Source organism: Undibacterium sp. Di27W, from assembly GCF_049340345.1.
In the GTDB taxonomy this organism is placed as follows: domain Bacteria; phylum Pseudomonadota; class Gammaproteobacteria; order Burkholderiales; family Burkholderiaceae_D; genus Undibacterium.
On sequence record NZ_JBMPOS010000003.1, the window covers coordinates 53,306 to 68,938 of the forward strand.

The 15,633-nt window shown below is 50.9% G+C and carries 18 protein-coding genes; 5 read left to right on the forward strand and 13 right to left on the reverse strand.

Features of this window, described 5'->3' with window-relative positions; translation table 11 throughout:
• The first annotated feature begins 72 nt into the window (after positions 1–72).
• The 5 genes from ACO0LF_RS07870 to ACO0LF_RS07890 all read left to right on the forward strand — a co-directional run bounded on the left by ACO0LF_RS07870 (position 73) and on the right by ACO0LF_RS07890 (position 3,008).
• Entirely contained in the window at positions 73–474 is a 402-nt protein-coding gene (locus tag ACO0LF_RS07870; protein WP_423013573.1) for a rhodanese-like domain-containing protein, read from the forward strand.
• A 14-nt stretch (positions 475–488) separates the two neighbouring features.
• A complete protein-coding gene (gene grxC / locus ACO0LF_RS07875) occupies positions 489–755 on the forward strand; it encodes a glutaredoxin 3 (RefSeq protein WP_423013574.1) in 267 nt (88 codons plus the stop codon).
• A 163-nt stretch (positions 756–918) separates the two neighbouring features.
• Positions 919–1,395, forward strand: coding sequence for a protein-export chaperone SecB (secB, locus tag ACO0LF_RS07880; RefSeq protein ID WP_423004866.1), 477 nt, complete (start codon positions 919–921; stop codon positions 1,393–1,395).
• Positions 1,396–1,452: 57 nt separating this feature from the next.
• Positions 1,453–1,902, forward strand: coding sequence for an SH3 domain-containing protein (locus ACO0LF_RS07885; protein WP_423013575.1), 450 nt, complete (start codon positions 1,453–1,455; stop codon positions 1,900–1,902).
• 107 nt (positions 1,903–2,009) lie between these two features.
• Positions 2,010–3,008, forward strand: a complete 999-nt coding sequence (locus ACO0LF_RS07890; RefSeq protein ID WP_423013576.1) for an NAD(P)H-dependent glycerol-3-phosphate dehydrogenase — start codon at positions 2,010–2,012, stop codon at positions 3,006–3,008.
• Positions 3,009–3,014: 6 nt separating this feature from the next.
• Here the strand turns inward: ACO0LF_RS07890 and ACO0LF_RS07895 are convergent, their stop codons facing one another.
• From ACO0LF_RS07895 to ACO0LF_RS07955, 13 genes are all read right to left on the reverse strand, one after another.
• Positions 3,015–3,194 carry a hypothetical protein gene (locus ACO0LF_RS07895; protein ID WP_423013577.1) on the reverse strand — a complete coding sequence of 60 codons (180 nt, stop codon included), beginning with the start codon at positions 3,192–3,194 and terminating at the stop codon, positions 3,015–3,017.
• Between the two features lie 192 nt (positions 3,195–3,386).
• Positions 3,387–3,899, reverse strand: a complete 513-nt coding sequence (locus ACO0LF_RS07900) for a GAF domain-containing protein (RefSeq protein WP_423004874.1) — start codon at positions 3,897–3,899, stop codon at positions 3,387–3,389.
• 18 nt (positions 3,900–3,917) lie between these two features.
• Entirely contained in the window at positions 3,918–4,109 is a 192-nt protein-coding gene (locus ACO0LF_RS07905; RefSeq protein ID WP_423013578.1) for a hypothetical protein, read from the reverse strand.
• 21 nt (positions 4,110–4,130) lie between these two features.
• Positions 4,131–5,468 (reverse strand): ATP-dependent protease ATPase subunit HslU, encoded by a 1,338-nt coding sequence (gene hslU, locus ACO0LF_RS07910; protein ID WP_423013579.1) that lies wholly within the window; start codon positions 5,466–5,468, stop codon positions 4,131–4,133.
• Positions 5,469–5,481: 13 nt separating this feature from the next.
• Positions 5,482–6,018 (reverse strand): ATP-dependent protease subunit HslV, encoded by a 537-nt coding sequence (hslV, locus tag ACO0LF_RS07915; RefSeq protein ID WP_162043733.1) that lies wholly within the window; start codon positions 6,016–6,018, stop codon positions 5,482–5,484.
• A gap of 202 nt (positions 6,019–6,220) precedes the next feature.
• Positions 6,221–7,612, reverse strand: coding sequence for a hypothetical protein (locus ACO0LF_RS07920; protein WP_423013580.1), 1,392 nt, complete (start codon positions 7,610–7,612; stop codon positions 6,221–6,223).
• Positions 7,613–7,908: 296 nt separating this feature from the next.
• Complete coding sequence (locus ACO0LF_RS07925) at positions 7,909–9,912, reverse strand: TonB-dependent receptor (RefSeq protein ID WP_423013581.1); 2,004 nt, start codon at positions 9,910–9,912, stop codon at positions 7,909–7,911.
• A gap of 93 nt (positions 9,913–10,005) precedes the next feature.
• Complete coding sequence (locus ACO0LF_RS07930) at positions 10,006–10,407, reverse strand: hypothetical protein (protein ID WP_423013582.1); 402 nt, start codon at positions 10,405–10,407, stop codon at positions 10,006–10,008.
• Positions 10,408–10,767: 360 nt separating this feature from the next.
• Complete coding sequence (gene dksA / locus ACO0LF_RS07935; protein WP_110256573.1) at positions 10,768–11,172, reverse strand: RNA polymerase-binding protein DksA; 405 nt, start codon at positions 11,170–11,172, stop codon at positions 10,768–10,770.
• A 205-nt stretch (positions 11,173–11,377) separates the two neighbouring features.
• On the reverse strand, positions 11,378–12,469 hold the full coding sequence (locus tag ACO0LF_RS07940; RefSeq protein WP_423013583.1) for a CobW family GTP-binding protein: 1,092 nt from the start codon (positions 12,467–12,469) through the stop codon (positions 11,378–11,380).
• A 27-nt stretch (positions 12,470–12,496) separates the two neighbouring features.
• Positions 12,497–12,976 carry a Fur family transcriptional regulator gene (locus ACO0LF_RS07945; RefSeq protein ID WP_423013584.1) on the reverse strand — a complete coding sequence of 160 codons (480 nt, stop codon included), beginning with the start codon at positions 12,974–12,976 and terminating at the stop codon, positions 12,497–12,499.
• 407 nt (positions 12,977–13,383) lie between these two features.
• A complete protein-coding gene (locus tag ACO0LF_RS07950; RefSeq protein WP_423013885.1) occupies positions 13,384–14,184 on the reverse strand; it encodes a hypothetical protein in 801 nt (266 codons plus the stop codon).
• A 38-nt stretch (positions 14,185–14,222) separates the two neighbouring features.
• Positions 14,223–15,629: an alkaline phosphatase gene (locus ACO0LF_RS07955; RefSeq protein WP_423013585.1), complete on the reverse strand. Its 1,407-nt coding sequence runs from the start codon at positions 15,627–15,629 to the stop codon at positions 14,223–14,225.
• Positions 15,630–15,633 lie beyond the last annotated feature (4 nt).

The following is a 15,633-nucleotide window of genomic DNA, read 5'->3' on the forward strand; positions in this document are numbered from 1 at the left end:
ATTTAGTATGCGATTGCGGCATCTATTTTATAATGGCGCGCTTCTGATAACCATTTTTACTACTGGAATCCTGTGAAATTCATTCTTGACAATATATTCTGGATAGGTCTCGCCATCCTTTCAGGTGGCGCATTACTGGTGCCTGCTCTACAAAGACGTGGTGCCAAGGTCTCGCATTTTCAAGCTACACAATACATGAATCAGGCCAAGACCCTGATATTGGATGTGCGCAGTGCCGAAGAATTTGCCGCTGGACATTTGCAAAATGCCAAGCATATCCCGCTGGCTGAGCTCAATGACCGCCTGAAAGAGATAGAAAAGTCAAAAAGCAATGTCGTCATTACTGTCTGTGCATCTGGCGTGCGTTCTTCCAGTGCTGCTGGTTTGCTTAGCAAAGCTGGCTTTACCCAGGTGTTCAGCCTGGACGGTGGTATAGATTCCTGGAAGTCGCAAGGCTTGCCAACAGTAAAGTAAAGCAGGAGAGCATCATGAAAGCCCATGTAGTCATGTATACCACCGCCGTTTGCCCATATTGCACGATGGCTGAACGCTTGTTGAAGTCCAAGGGTGTGGACGATATAGAAAAAATCCGGGTTGATCTTGAGCCCGGGGTACGCGAAGCGATGATGAAGAAAACCGGTCGGCGCACCGTCCCGCAAATCTATGTAGATGACACCCATGTAGGCGGCTTTGATGACCTGTCTGCCCTTGATAGAGCGGGTAAACTCGATCCTTTACTGAATCCAGCTGATTAAAAACCGGGCTTTGCCAGATTTTCTACGGCTTTGTGAGGTAAATTGCTGTTTTTGCAGACTACTTGCTACAATAGCGCGCTGCGATCTTGAAATGGCTGGAAACGGCCTTATCTGCCAGACTCGCTGTTCATTATTAATCTTTTAGAATTTTAGAAAGTTTCACATGTCTGACGAAAATCTGCAGCCCGTATTCCAAATTCAACGCGTTTATCTGAAAGATTTGTCGCTTGAACAGCCTAATTCCCCAGCAATTTTCCTGGAACAAGAAGCCCCTGGCATCGAAGTTTCCGTTGATGTCGGCTCTGAAAAACTGGCTGATGGCATCTACGAAGCCACAGTAACAGTAACTGTTACTGCAAAAGTTGGCGAAAAAGTGGCTTTCCTGGTTGAAGGCAAACAAGCTGGTATTTTCGAAGCACGCAATATCCCTGAAGATCAACTCGATCCTCTGCTGGGTATTGGCTGCCCTAACATCGTTTATCCTTACCTGCGTTCCAACGTGGCTGATGCGATCACACGTGCTGGTTTCCCTCCTATCCATTTGTCGGAAATCAATTTCGAAGCTTTCTACACACAACGTCTGGCAATTGCTGCTGAGCAAGCAGGCGCGACTGCTGAAGCTCCAGCAACTATTCAGTAATCAATTTGAGTCTGCCCCGGTCTGGTGACCGGGCTGGCTTGATGAAGAAGGATATCCATGCGACGCCTGCTGAAGCCCTTGCCTTTGCTATTGTTCACGCTGCTTGCGAGTGGTGCGGCACAGGCTTTGGAATTTCGTTCCATCGGTGCGACAGCTGTCATCATGTATGATGCGCCGTCGGCCAAAGGCGCTAAATTAACGGTAGCGCCGCGTGGCATGCCAGTGGAAGTGGTGTTTACTTCCGGCGCATGGAGTAAGGTAAGAGATGTCAGTGGTGAAATGAGCTGGGTAGAGTCCAAGGACTTGATCACTCGCCGCAGTCTGGTGGTGCGGGCAGCGAATGCCAGGATCAGGGCAGCGGCAGATGACTCCGCCCCTTTGGTATTTAGCGCTGACAAACACGTCTTGCTGGAAATGGCAGAGCCTGCAGCTGGTGGTTGGGTCAAAGTGAAACACCGTGACGGCCAGCTAGGTTTTGTCAAAATCAATGAAGTCTGGGGCCTATAGTGCCCAGACTGCATGTATAAATGGCAGCACAGTATATAAAAGGACAGCCTGCTGTCCTTTTTTTACATCTATCCGGTTATTAAAATAAGCAATAGTCAGGGATAAGCATGAATATCAGCGTATTGGGCGCAGGTGCCTGGGGCACGGCCATGGCGATCGCCTTCGCCGCAAAAAATCAAGTCTTGTTGTGGGGGCGTAATCAAGCAGCCATGTCTGCCATGCAGGCAGACAGGCAAAATGATGAATACTTGAGCGGTTTTCACTTTCCTGACAGCTTGCAGGTGACGGCAGATTTTGCTGCCGCCATGGCCCACGCGGCTGGCCCCGAGGATTTGTTGGTGATCGCCACCTCGGTTTCAGGTTTGCGCCCCACGCTGGAAGCTTGCCGCGCTTATCAGCCCAGGAACATTATCTGGCTTTGCAAGGGTTTTGAAGAAGCTACGCAGTTATTGCCGCATCAGGTGGCAGAGCAAGTGCTCGGCCAGAATGTGGCTTTCGGTGCCTTGTCTGGTCCTTCATTCGCACAGGAAGTGGCCAAAGGCCTGCCTTGTGCGCTGACAATCGCCTCCAAATCCCATGAACTCAGCCGCCTGGTGGTACAGGCCCTGCATGTGAATGCCATGCGGGTGTACTCCAGTGATGACGTGGTCGGCGTCGAAGTGGGTGGTGCAGTCAAGAATATCCTGGCAATCGCCACCGGCGTGGCGGACGGTCTGGGCCTGGGCCTGAATGCACGTGCTGCCCTGATTACCCGTGGCCTGGCAGAAATCAGCCGCCTGGGTGTGGCCCTTGGTGGCCGCTCGGAAACCCTGATGGGCCTGACTGGGGTAGGGGATTTGATTTTGACCTGTACCGGTGATCTGTCGCGTAACCGCAAGGTAGGTCTGGCACTGGCCCAGGGTAAATCACTGGATGTCATCGTACAGGAACTGGGCCATGTTGCGGAGGGGGTGCGTTGCGCGCAAGCGGTGCGTACACTGGCCCTAAGTCTAGGCATACAGATGCCGATCACCGATGCCGTGGCGGGTGTCTTGTTTGACGGGATTTCACTGCAAGAAATGATCAGCCGCTTGCTGGCCAGGGATGCCAAGCAGGAAACCCATTAATTGGTTTTAGTAGCGGCGCCGGTAAGCGGGGGAATGCAAGACACGGGCAATAACAGTATCAGGCACATGATGCCGGCGCAAAAAGTGCATGGCCTTGACCAGGCCCATGACTTCAAGATAGTGGATGCCCAGGTCGACCATGAAACGAGTCAGCACATCGCGCCTGCGCAAAGGCTGCTTATGCATGTATAGCATTTTCCGGCGTCTGCAACCTGCCATGATGCCCTCTCCTGATTTTGCTGAGTCTTGCAAATCAGTGTAGAGCGACAAAGCGCGAGTTTAGCCAGTTTTGACATAGCTTAACAAAAAAGACCATGAGAGCCATGGTCTTTGTTTGCTGCTTGCCACATTCTGGCAGCTCAGCAGGGACTGGTATTGTTACTTGTGCAAATCTGTCGCCGCAATAAAGATGGCAAGCAGGTTTTCCAGGCCCGACTGGTCTTCTGCGCTGAAGCGTTGCAGGCGCGGGCTGTCTATATCAAATACACCATAAATTTCACCATCCTTGATGAGCGGGATGACGATTTCAGAATTCGATGCCGAGTCACAGGCGATATGACCAGGGAAGGCGTGTACGTCTTCTACCAGTACCGTACGTCTTTCTGCCGCCGCCGTGCCACACACGCCGCGTTTGAAAGGGATGCGGGTACAGGCAACCTTGCCCTGGAAGGGACCGAGCAGCAAATCATGCGGGAATTCTGCATCTGGTTTGCTGGCTGGCGCGCACAGGTAAAAGCCTGCCCAGTTCAAATCGGTGATGCTGCTATAGATGAAGGCAGAAAACTGCGCCGCATTGGTAATCAGATTGCGCTCACCTTCCAGCACGCTGGCCAACTGGCGCGCCAGCATGGAGTAATCGGGTTTGTCGCTGGCAGCCGGAGTGCTGAACATGGTGGGGTCCTGTAGGGTTTAAGTTTCTTCCTGGCTGTCTGGGGTTTTTCTGACAGTAGCAGGAAGAGGTAAAGGCTGGTTATTTCTTTTCGCAGTCAGGTAATCAGGTAAGGCTTTCCTGGCCTGATTACCCCTGCCTTTGGTCGGGGCTTGTGAAGGCTCAACGCGAAACTGCATGCGTTGTCGTGTTGCCAGTGCCTTGTTCGCCATGTCTAGCCCCGGATTGACAAGTTACAGCACGTAGCGTGAGAGGTCTTCATTCACCGACAAGGCTTCCAGACGGTCATTGACGTAGGCGGCATCGATGGTAACCGTCTTGCCGCTATTTTGGTGGGCATTGAAAGAAATCTCTTCCAGCAGCTTTTCCATGACGGTGTACAGTCTGCGCGCGCCTATGTTTTCTGTCGTTTCATTGACTGAATAAGCGATGCCAGCCAAGCGTTCAACGCCTTCAGGTGTAAAGTCTATCTGCACGTCCTCGGTTGCCAGCAAGGCCTGGTATTGACGTGTCAGGCAGGCATCGGTGCCTGTCAGAATACGTTCAAAATCTGCGATCGACAAGGATTCCAGTTCCACCCGGATAGGGAAACGGCCCTGCAATTCAGGGATCAGGTCAGATGGCTTGGCCAGATGGAAAGCGCCAGACGCAATGAACAGGATATGGTCAGTCTTGATCATGCCGTACTTGGTATTGACAGTCGTGCCTTCTACCAGGGGCAGCAAATCTCGCTGCACACCAGCGCGTGAGACTTCTGCGCCGCCAGTTTCTGAGCGCGAGGCGATCTTGTCGATTTCATCGAGGAAGACGATGCCGTTTTGCTCTACATTGCGTATCGCCTCTTGCTTCAATTCTTCTTCATTGACCAGCTTGCCCGCTTCTTCTTCGATCAGGAACTTCATGGCTTCCTTGATTTTCAGCTTGCGAGACTTCTTGCGGTTATTGCCCATGCCAGAAAACATGGTCTTGATTTGCTCGGTCATTTCTTCCATGCCCGGTGGCGCCATGATTTCCATATGGGCTACGCCTTCGGAAACCTCGATTTCAATTTCCTTATCATCCAGCGCACCTTCGCGCAGGCGCTTGCGGAAAGTCTGGCGGGTGGTATTGTCAGGTGTTGCTGCTTCATTTTCATGCGGCTGAAAACCAAAATCGCGGGCAGGTGGCAACAGGATATCGAGTACCCGGTCTTCTGCCGCATCTTCGGCACGGGCACGCACTTTGCGGGTAGCAGATTCACGGGTTTGCTTGATACCTATATCAACCAGGTCGCGGATGATGGTGTCGACATCGCGGCCCACATAGCCCACTTCAGTGAATTTGGTGGCTTCTATCTTGATGAAGGGCGCATCAGCCAGTTTGGCCAGGCGACGGGCGATCTCGGTTTTACCGACACCGGTAGGCCCTATCATCAGAATATTCTTAGGGGTGATTTCATGGCGCAGCGGTTCTTGCACCTGTTGACGACGCCAGCGGTTACGCAGGGCGATGGCAACGGCACGCTTGGCCTTGGACTGGCCGACGACATGTTTATCGAGTTCAGAGACGATCTCTTGCGGGGTCATGTTCATTGCATATTCCAATCTATTCCAGTGTTTCTATGGTGTGCGACAAGTTGGTATAAATGCACAACTCACCAGCGATAGTCAGGGATTTCTTGACGATGTCGACAGGCGACAGATCGGTATTTTCAAACAGGGCAATCGCAGCAGACTGGGCAAAGGTGCCGCCCGAACCGATTGCGCCTATACCCTGGTTGGGTTCCAGCACATCGCCATTGCCGGTGATGACCAGGGTGGTATCCTTGTCCGCCACCAGTAACATGGCTTCCAGGCGGCGCAGCATGCGGTCAGTACGCCAGTCCTTGGCCAGTTCTACCGAGGCGCGCATCAAGTGGCCCTGGTGTTTTTCCAGTTTGGATTCAAAACGTTCTATCAGGGTGAAGGCGTCGGCAGTGCCGCCAGCAAAACCAGCCAATACCTTGTTGTGATACAGCTTGCGTACCTTGCGGGCCGTGCCCTTCATGACGATATTACCCAGTGTGACCTGGCCGTCGCCACCGAGGGCAACCAGGTTGCCGCGTCGCACCGTCAAAATGGTGGTGCCGTGAAATTGTTCCATATTGAACCTCAAAAAATAGTGCCATTCCTGCACGCGACCTAAGGCCATGGCGGGCAGTATAAGCAGGCCAAATTGCCTGATTGCTAGAAAATGGGGTGTTTTTTCTGAATTGCAAGCGTGAACAAACTGGCTAAGTAGATACCATCTGGATACCGTCTAGATACCGTCAAAGTGATGGCAAAAGCCAACCTTGCTATACAGTTTAATGCTTGCGGGGGATGATGCTGGCGATGTTTTTCAAGCCCATGGCATTGAACAGCATCATGACCAGATAATTGACGCCTTCAAAGCGTATATTCATGCCAGCTTTGCTGGCTATAGGTGCCAGGCCATTCAGCAATTGTGCTGAGGCACCAAATTCCACACGTTCCAGGCGCGTACAATCAAGAATCAGCGGATTATGCTGTTCTGCCTGCATGGCGATATTGGAAATCAGGAATTCTGTTTTACCTTCTACTACTTTTGGCATCATGTAGCGGTCAGTCGCTTCTTCCTGCTCCTGGACTTCAGGCATGGCGCTGGTGATATTGTTCTTTGGTGCTTCGAAAGACGGTGGCGATACTTCGAAAGTAATGCAGTAATCCATACTGACTTCTTCGAAGGCTTGCTCGAAATGCAATAATTGCAAGATTTCCAGCAATAATAACCAGGGGGCTTCGGTTTCATCACGGCGGCCAACCAGCAGGATGGCGCGGATTTTATCCGCCAGGTCCTTGGCGCCAACCAGTAAAAGATCATGGCCGGATTTTTTCAAACCCTTGAGGGCGCGCAATAACAGGCCGCAACCTATGGGGTCAACTTCCTTGACGCGCGCAAAGTCCAGACGCAGGCTCTTGCTCTTGGACGCAGAAACTTGCAGTTTTTCTAAAACCTTGATCGTGCCGCTATCCAGTTTTGCCGGGAAGCTGACATTGGCGACCGTTGTGTCGCCCTGAGGTTCTGCATCATTGTCGTTACCAGTTTGATTTTCTGGCCACAAAGGCGGCGAGGTTTCAAACTTATTGGCGTAATCCAGCGACAGGCTTTCAAACTTGTGCTGGTCATTACTGATACGGTACAGGTCAAACAGCATTTGCCAGCCTATCTCGGTCGCTCCACCGAGTTCCTGGTGTTGCACGGCGGCTACCAGCATTTGCTCGGCGACTTCATTCTGGCCACTGGCAAACAGGATGGCAGCTTCTTCGAGAACGGGGACTGATTCGCTATAGGCGAGTGCTGATGCTGACATTTCCGAATTCTGACCCAGCAGATAATCAGTGGGCATCATCATCGGCAAGGTAGTCTGAAATTCTACTGGAGGTGATTTTCTTTCCAGCGGCTCAGTAGGCGCACCCAGCTCGGTCTTGGTAATGGTAGGCGGACGGGTCTTGACGATGTCACGCGACATTTCAAATTCTATGGCGTCGATTTTTCTTTCGGTAGCACGGGCGATATGGCGCTGAGCAATAATTGAATTGCTAAAGATCTCACTATCCTGGAAACCGCCAATGACGGTATTACCATTCTTGGAGCGCGTCTTTCTCGAAGAAGATTTCTCGGTGGAGCGATCTTCCTGCTTGACACCTTTTTTACCGAAAAGAGAAAAAATCCCCACTTTGTTCCCGAATAAGAATAGAAGCGCTGACCACCCGGTAGCGAATTTGACGAGTGCTTAGTATATTCTGAATTCCACTTGAATGGTTGACTGGGCTCAACTACTGAAAAGAGTTTTTCATCAAATGTTCTTTTAATTCCAGTGCATGATCGTCGAAAACCTTGCAAAAAAGCAGCTTTTTTGCAGAAAATGGAGGCGGATACCGCCTCCTATACCTACAGCTTATGAATTAATAACCTAAACGTCAATTACATCTGCTTACATTTTTCTTGCAATTCTTAGCTGATTTTTTTACATTAAAAGCTGGCTCTCAAGCCTGCCATGAGATTTCGGCCTGGTTGAGGAAGAGTTTCCTTCAAGACAGAAGTAGACAGGCGTATATCCTGGTTCAGCAAATTCTTCGCCATCAGGAACCAGGTCAGCTGCATGTTTTGATACGGGTGAGTATAGGTCAGGCTGGCGTCCACCTTGGTGTATGCAGGGGTGACAAAGTTTTCAAAACTGGCCAGTCTGTCCTGGCGCAGGGCATGCAGTACATTCACACCGCCACGCCAGCCATCTATTTTGTAGCCTATATCAAAGCCGGTGCGGGTAGCTGGTTGCAGGGGCAGACTGCCTTGATTGTCCAGGCTGCCACGTGAGTGATCGGCAAAGGCACGGCCAGACCAGCCTTCACCCAGCAAGTTGTAACTGATTTCGGCTTCACCGCCGCGTATGGTGGCGGCCGCCTGTGACCAGTTGCGCAGTGTGAATTCTGCATCTGGATCAGGGGTGCCAGCTTCATCGACCTTGCTGCCATCGCTGTGGCCATAAATATAGTTATTGACCTTGTTCAGGAAGGCATTGATTTTCCAGCGCAGCAAGCCATGGGTTTTTTGCAGGCTGAGTTCCAGATTGCGCGAAGCCTCTTTTTTCATATTGATATTGCCTATGTCAAAAGTGGCCGTCGATTCATGCGGGCCAGCTGAATACAATTCTTCCGTTGCTGGTGCGCGCTGTGCCCAGGACAAGCTGATTCCGGCACCGTAAGACTTATCGAATTGCCACAGGCCACCCAGCGAAGCCGAGAACAGATTGAATTCACGTGCGGCCAGGCCCGTGCTGGCATCTGGCGTACGCTTCACATTTTCAAAGCGCATGCCGGCGCTGGCCATGACATCGGCTATTTGCTTTTGCTCTACAAAGAAAGCAGCAACAGAATTGGATTTGGTGCTGGGCACGGTATCGGCACGACCGGTGGTGGCGGACAGAGCAGAAAATTTCACCTGTTCAGTTTGTATGCCCCAGCTACCTTGCCAGCCAGCCCAGGAAGGGTGGGAGAGTTGTATGCGGCTTTCCAGCATCTGGTTTTTGAAATTGGTAATCGCTGCGCCGTTTTCTGATTTCTCGGTATGGCTATAGTCGGTGGCACTGAATTTGTACTTCAGGTTGTCAAAACCATTCAATGGCGCATTCAAGAGGCCATCGATGTCCAGGCGATTTTGTTTCAGGTCGATGAAAGAGCGTTCTGCCGTTGGTATGCCGTAATGGTCATCCAGGGTTTGTACCGCAGCACCGACATAACCCCAGGACTGTATGACCGAGGCACCGACCGCCAGCGTCGATTCGCGGGTGAAGCTGGATGGCATGCGGCCGCTGCCTGAAGCTGGATTATTTAATTCTATGCTGCCCGGGATTTTGTAGTTGCCGGTATCCCGGCTGCTGCCATCCACATGCAAACCTATCACGCCACTGGAACCATCCAGAGCGAAAGACAAACTCTTTTCCTGATTGACTGAGCCCAGGCGCACCTCGGCTTCACCCGTCATTTTCCTGTTCAAGACATTGGGAATGCGATTGTCGATGACATTCACCAGGCCACCAATAGCACCACTGCCATATAGCAGGGCAGCAGGGCCACGCAAGACTTCGATTTGCTGAGCGGTGGCACTTTCACTGGCCACCGCATGATCATTCGATAAACTCGATACATCCGCCACACCCATGCCATTTTGCAAAATCTTGACCCTGGGACCTTCCAGGCCACGGATGATGGGGCGCGAAGCCCCGGCACCAAAACCAGATGCCGAGACACCAAGTTCACTCCCCAGGGTGTCGCCCAGGGAGGTGCCAACTTTAGCCTTGAGTTCAGGTCCGGAAAGGATTTTGGCGGGGGTGAGTACTTGCATATTCTCATCATTGCTGATGGGATTGGAGGTGACTATAACGGTACTGACGGGGCCGGTTTCGGCCTGAGCCTGGGTAATGCTAGCCAAAAAAGCCAGCACGGCGCTGGTGATCAAAGTACGTTGAAAAACCATGATGTTTCCTGTTTGCGAAATAGAGCAGCTTCAGACGCGATGCGCGTCTGAAAATAAAATTGCCCGGCATCTGTAAAGATGCCGTGGCGCTTATCAGGCAAACAGGGAAGGTGGGGCGCGGGAAGAAAAGGGGACTTGCAGTGCTGCCAGCCAGCTCAGTATGGCCGTGCTGGTAGTGACCAGAGCCTTGCCGGTCTGGAGTTGCGGTGCATCCTGCACCTGGTGTAGAAAGTCGGCAGCACTGACGGCGTCATACAGGGCACAAGAATGCAGGGCATTCTCATCCTGGCTGCCAAACAGGAAAGAGCCTGCCTGTGCAGCTTGCGGCGCAGTTTGCGCTACGACGACACCAGCATTTGCTGGATTACCTGCCCAGCCTGCATGCGAAATCTTATGCGCCAGCCCCAGCCACTGAGTAAATAACAGCGCAGGCAATAGCAGACACAGCAACCATCGTTTGCTGTTTTGCTTATTGATCTTAAAGGCGCGTGGCATTTTCAGGCTGAATTTCTGATTTATATAGATAAAACTGTAAAACAAATATGATGCAAACTGCTGCTCAAAACGATGCTTCAACCGCAGAAGTAAAAAAACCAATATATCGGCTTACAAAAATGGCCAGGCTCTACAACAGGCCATAAAAATACTAGCAAATATGTAGTAAAAAACCGACATTTCATGCAAGCGCGACAGGCAAATACCCCGCCGCCAGCTTATGCAGCATGAGATAAGAGTGAATTATCGCGCAAAAGTTCCGTCGATTGCAACATGGTTGCATTTCTTTGAAATAAAAAAGCGCGCAGTTGCCACCGCACGCTTTTGTGAGCCAGAAGCGTCAGAAAAACAGGACCTAGCTCAGTCGCCGTACAACTTTTGCTTCATTTCACGTCTTTGCTGTGCTTCCAGTGACAAAGTCGCTGTAGGACGCGCCAGCAGGCGTGGAACACCAATGGGTTCACCGGTTTCTTCGCACCAGCCGTAATCGCCTTCATCAATACTATTGATGGATTGCTGTACTTTCTTCAGCAATTTGCGTTCACGATCGCGGGTGCGCAATTCCAGCGCATGTTCTTCCTCTATCGTGGCACGGTCTGCCGGGTCTGGTACTAATACGGTTTCACGAAGATGCTCGGTGGTTTCGTCGGCGTTCTTCAATAAATCCTTCTCAAGCTGCTGCAAACGGGCCTTGAAAAATGCCAGTTGTGCAGCGTTCATATAGTCCTTCTCGCCCATCTTGAGGATTTCTTCCTCTGTGAGCAGAGCTTCGGGTGCGCTGACTGTAGCAGTCGATTTAGGTGATTTAGTTGCCACTTCGCTTACTTTCGATACGACGGGTTAATACATAGAACAAATCTGAAACAAGTTTGCTCCAGACAATTATCCTCCCCTTATTGATAAAGTAAATGACATTTGCATGAAAGCCACTTGCACGACAGACAACGCCTGTCTTCAATAGCCCGCTAGTTTATACCAAACAATGCTCCAAACCTTGAATAAATATGTCTTTAGGTAGATTTTTGCCAATAAACACCATCTTACTTTCACGCAACTCGTCTTCCCCCCACTTGGCACCGACGTCCGTCCCCATGATTTGATGCACACCCTGGAAGATGACTTTGCGGTCTGCCCCATCCATCAGCAAGACACCTTTATAGCGCAACATGCGTGGACCAAAGACTTGCACCAAGCCACCCAGGAATTCATCGAGTTGCCCAGTATTGAAGGGGCGCGTACTCTTGAAGACAAAGGCGGCGATATCGTCGGAATGATGGGCGTGATGGTGGTTATGCATATGCTGCTCATGGTCACCATGCTCTTTATGGTGGTGGTGTTCATGTGTGCAATCTGCATCGCAGGCTTCGTCTTCATGTTTATGGTCGTGCTCATGTTCGGCTTCTTCCGCACGCAGGAAGTCGGGGTCCAGGTCCAGCTTGGCATTCAGATTGAAGCCTTTCAGGTCCAGCACTTCGCTGATGGCAATCTTGCCAAAGTCGACCGCGCTGATGGGCGCACGCGGGTTCATGCGCGCCAGGCGGGTGCGCAGGGTAGCGACGGTCTCTGCATCGACCAGATCAGTTTTCGATAACAGGATCTTGTCGGCAAAACCAACCTGGCGCTGCGCTTCTTCATGTTCATCGAGCTGCTGCATGCCATGGCGGGCATCCACCACGGTGACCACCGCATCGAGCATGTAATAAGTGCCGACTTCTTCATCGACAAAAAACGTCTGTGCCACCGGGCCGGGATTGGCCAGGCCCGTGGTTTCTATGATGACGCGGTCAAAATGCAGCTTGCCCTCATTCTTCTGTTGTACCAGTTTGCTCAGCGCAAGGATAAGATCGCCACGCACCGTGCAGCAGACACAGCCATTATTCATTTCCACGATTTGTTCATTACTGTCCTGCACCAGGATCTCATTGTCTATGTTTTCCTGGCCGAATTCATTTTCGATGACAGCAATCTTGTGGCCATGATCTTCTTGCAAAATGCGGTTCAGCAGCGTGGTCTTGCCCGCGCCCAAAAAGCCGGTGAGGATAGTAGTAGGGATTAATGCCATGATTTTCTCTGAAACAGGTTAGACAAGTTATTTGGAGCAGTCAGCGCACCAGCCCTTGATAGTCAATTCTATGTCGTGACTTTGAAAGCCACGGCCCAGCGATGCTTCCAAGCTCATTTGTAATTGTTCTTTCAGGGAGCCCGGTTCCTGAGTTTCATCCAGGCAGAACACTCGGGTGCAGCGTGTGCATTTAAAATGGCCATGATGATGGCCTTTGGTATGTTTACTGGCAGTATCGTGGTCATTGCCCGTGCTGTAGCGAAATACACGATCATCGCCAGGTATTTTGTGCACCAGATCGGCTTCGGTCAGACAATCGAGTGCGCGATAGAGCGTCACCCTGTCCATTGTCGGAAATGCATCTTGCAACTCCAGATGCGATAAGGCGCGCCGACTCGTCAGCAGCTCAGACAGCACACTGCGGCGGGCATCCGTGGCACGTATGCCCGCGTCTCGCAATAAGCTCGATACCATGCTTGGTGTCTGTAAAGAAGGGGAGGATTTCATAACAAATCTCAGGTTTCAAACTACATTATGCCTGAAATTGCAATTCAGTTGCAAAACTGAATTTTATTCGCCCTTAGGCCACATCGTCCCCGCAAGGTTAAGCCTTTAAACGCCCCATCTTGCGATGGATGAGCGTCGGCAGGCAATATATAGTCGGAAATCCCTATTGCATTGTCAGCGACGGCAGGAACGCAGGCCCAAGGCTGCTACGCAGCTGGACTGGTTTTGCGTAAGTTCTGTCTATGATGAAAGCTATCGTATTTTCGTGCCTGGTATCGAGTAACAACACCTTGCGGGCACATCGCCCTGAACGCATATGATCGTTCAGGGTAGTTGATGTGCAGCTTGCTGTGCTTTTGATTTGTAATTTGATCTTTAATTTGAGCTGTTAACCCGCGCCCATGGTGTCAATCAAGAAAATCAGCGTATTCTTTATGCGCATAGCCCTTGATGTTTTGCCATGGCAATTCACGGTTGGTAGCAGCTTGCAGTTTTACATCGACACGACGATAAAACGTCCCCGCATTGTCGCCGCTCTCAATAACCCAGGGGATTTGCTTTTGTTCATCCCACAGTACGCGCTGGAACACGCCATTTTTTTCACGCTCCCTCCAGCGTGCGCCGCTGACGGTGGATACTCTGTTTGAGACGGGTATGGCCTTGACCAGCACAGGGTCAAGCAGGTAGAAAGCATTTTCCCAGGAACCGTCAAAATTGACGTTGGCATATTCTGAAGGGGGAATTGCAATGACTTCTTTTTCTGGTGCGTTAATGAATTCTATACGTGGCTTGTTGCCATCCATGAAAATATGGCGGGGTATGAGCACATGATTGAAATGCTTATGCTGTTCTTCTTTCGCGTTTAAGGATACTTTCTTTTTGTCTTTCCCCTGATCCTGATGATCATCCTGCAATGCACCAATATTTTCAGGCAAGCTACGGGTGACCCACACATGCCCGGGGCGACGTAACATCGCTTCTTCATAACGTGCTTCGCGAGTGACTCCTTCTGGTGTCAGCACTTTGCTGAAATACTGTATGCGCAGATTCAGGTCAGGCACTGCGCTAGATATTGTTCCAGCACTGACAGTGCCTGTTGTAGCAGCGATGAGGGTACAGGCGGCGAATAAAAGTGAAAGATTTTTCATGACGATATGGGGCAAGGACAGCAATACTGAGCAGAAATACAAAAAACCAGAGCGTGTCATCACGCTCTGGTGTGCCTATACTAAATAAGCAGGTTCAATCAAAAGCCAAATGCAGATTTCAACAAACCGAATACTTTGGTGTTGTCCAGTGTGCCTTTGAAAGATTTGGCGCCAGCGCCAGTTGCAAACAATTTTACGTCGCCACCGCCATGCGTTTCACTGGCAAGACGTACACCGGTTTCCTGCAAATAATTATCAGCCAGAACAGTTGCGCTATCGAGGTTGGTACGCAGGTCAGGACGGTTCGGTCCATTTCCGAAAACCAAGGTGGTGTAAGTGTTACCGTCGGCATCTTTAGTCGCCTGGCCCGTTTTGTAGTCACGGTTGATATCGAGGATAGGATTGCCACGCTTGCCATAACCATTGAAGGCCAATGTATGATCATGGTCTGCAGTGACGACGATCAAGGTGTTGGCCAAAGTAGGATCAGTCAATTTTGCCTTGTCCAGTGCTGCCTTGATGGCATCATCAAACGCAATTGTATCTGTCAGTGCGCGTTTGGCATTGGTGCCGTGCAAAGCATGATCAATACGGCCGCCTTCTACCATCAGGAAATAGCCGTTGGCATTTTGTGAAAGAATATCCATCGCCTTGGTTGTCATTTCAGAGAGGCTAGGCTGGGTGGCACCTTCACCTACTGGTGGCGTTGCGGTACGATCCAATTCATATTCCAGATGACTTTTACTGCTGTACAGGCCGATAAATTTCTTGTTGGTCGGTGCCGCGATCATGTCTGCTTTGTTTGCCGAGACGGTATAGCCCTTGGCGCCAAGTTCAGTCAATAAGTTGCGGCCATCGGCACGTCCCAATTTACCTGCGCTGGAGCTGGCATCATAAGGCAGGAAATGATTGCGGCCGCCGCCCATCAAGACATCCACGCCATCCAGCAAGGCGCTGTTATAGCCTGCACCACCTGGCACCAGTTGGGCAGCAATTGCATACTGAGCATTTCTGTTGCAGATGTGAGAGAAAGTAGCCGCAGGTGTTGCGTGTGTTAATTCTGTCGTGGTGATGGAACCAATGGCTTTTCCTTTGGCTTTCGCGAGTTCCAGTATGGTCGCTACAGACGCACCATTGCCTGTTGCTGCGCAATTATTGATACCAAGATTGCCATTGGCATCTTTACCTGGTGGTGTCGCGACAGTTTCCGGGCTCATGGAAATGACTTCATTATTCATCTTGACGCCCGTCATGTAGGCGGCCATCGACGGTGCACTATCAGTAGTCTGGGCATCATTGGAATACGTCTTGATACGTGCAGTGCGCTCCAGCTTATCCATGTTCAGGCTGCCATCCTCACCGTATTTAAAAATACGGGATGCAGTCACTGTGGATGGGCCCATGCCATCGCCAAGGAAAAAAATGATGTTTTTTGCTTCGCCTGCAGCGTAGGCAGAATTTGCAAAACTCAGTGCCAGTGCTGCAGCTAAAAATGTTTGTTTCATAATC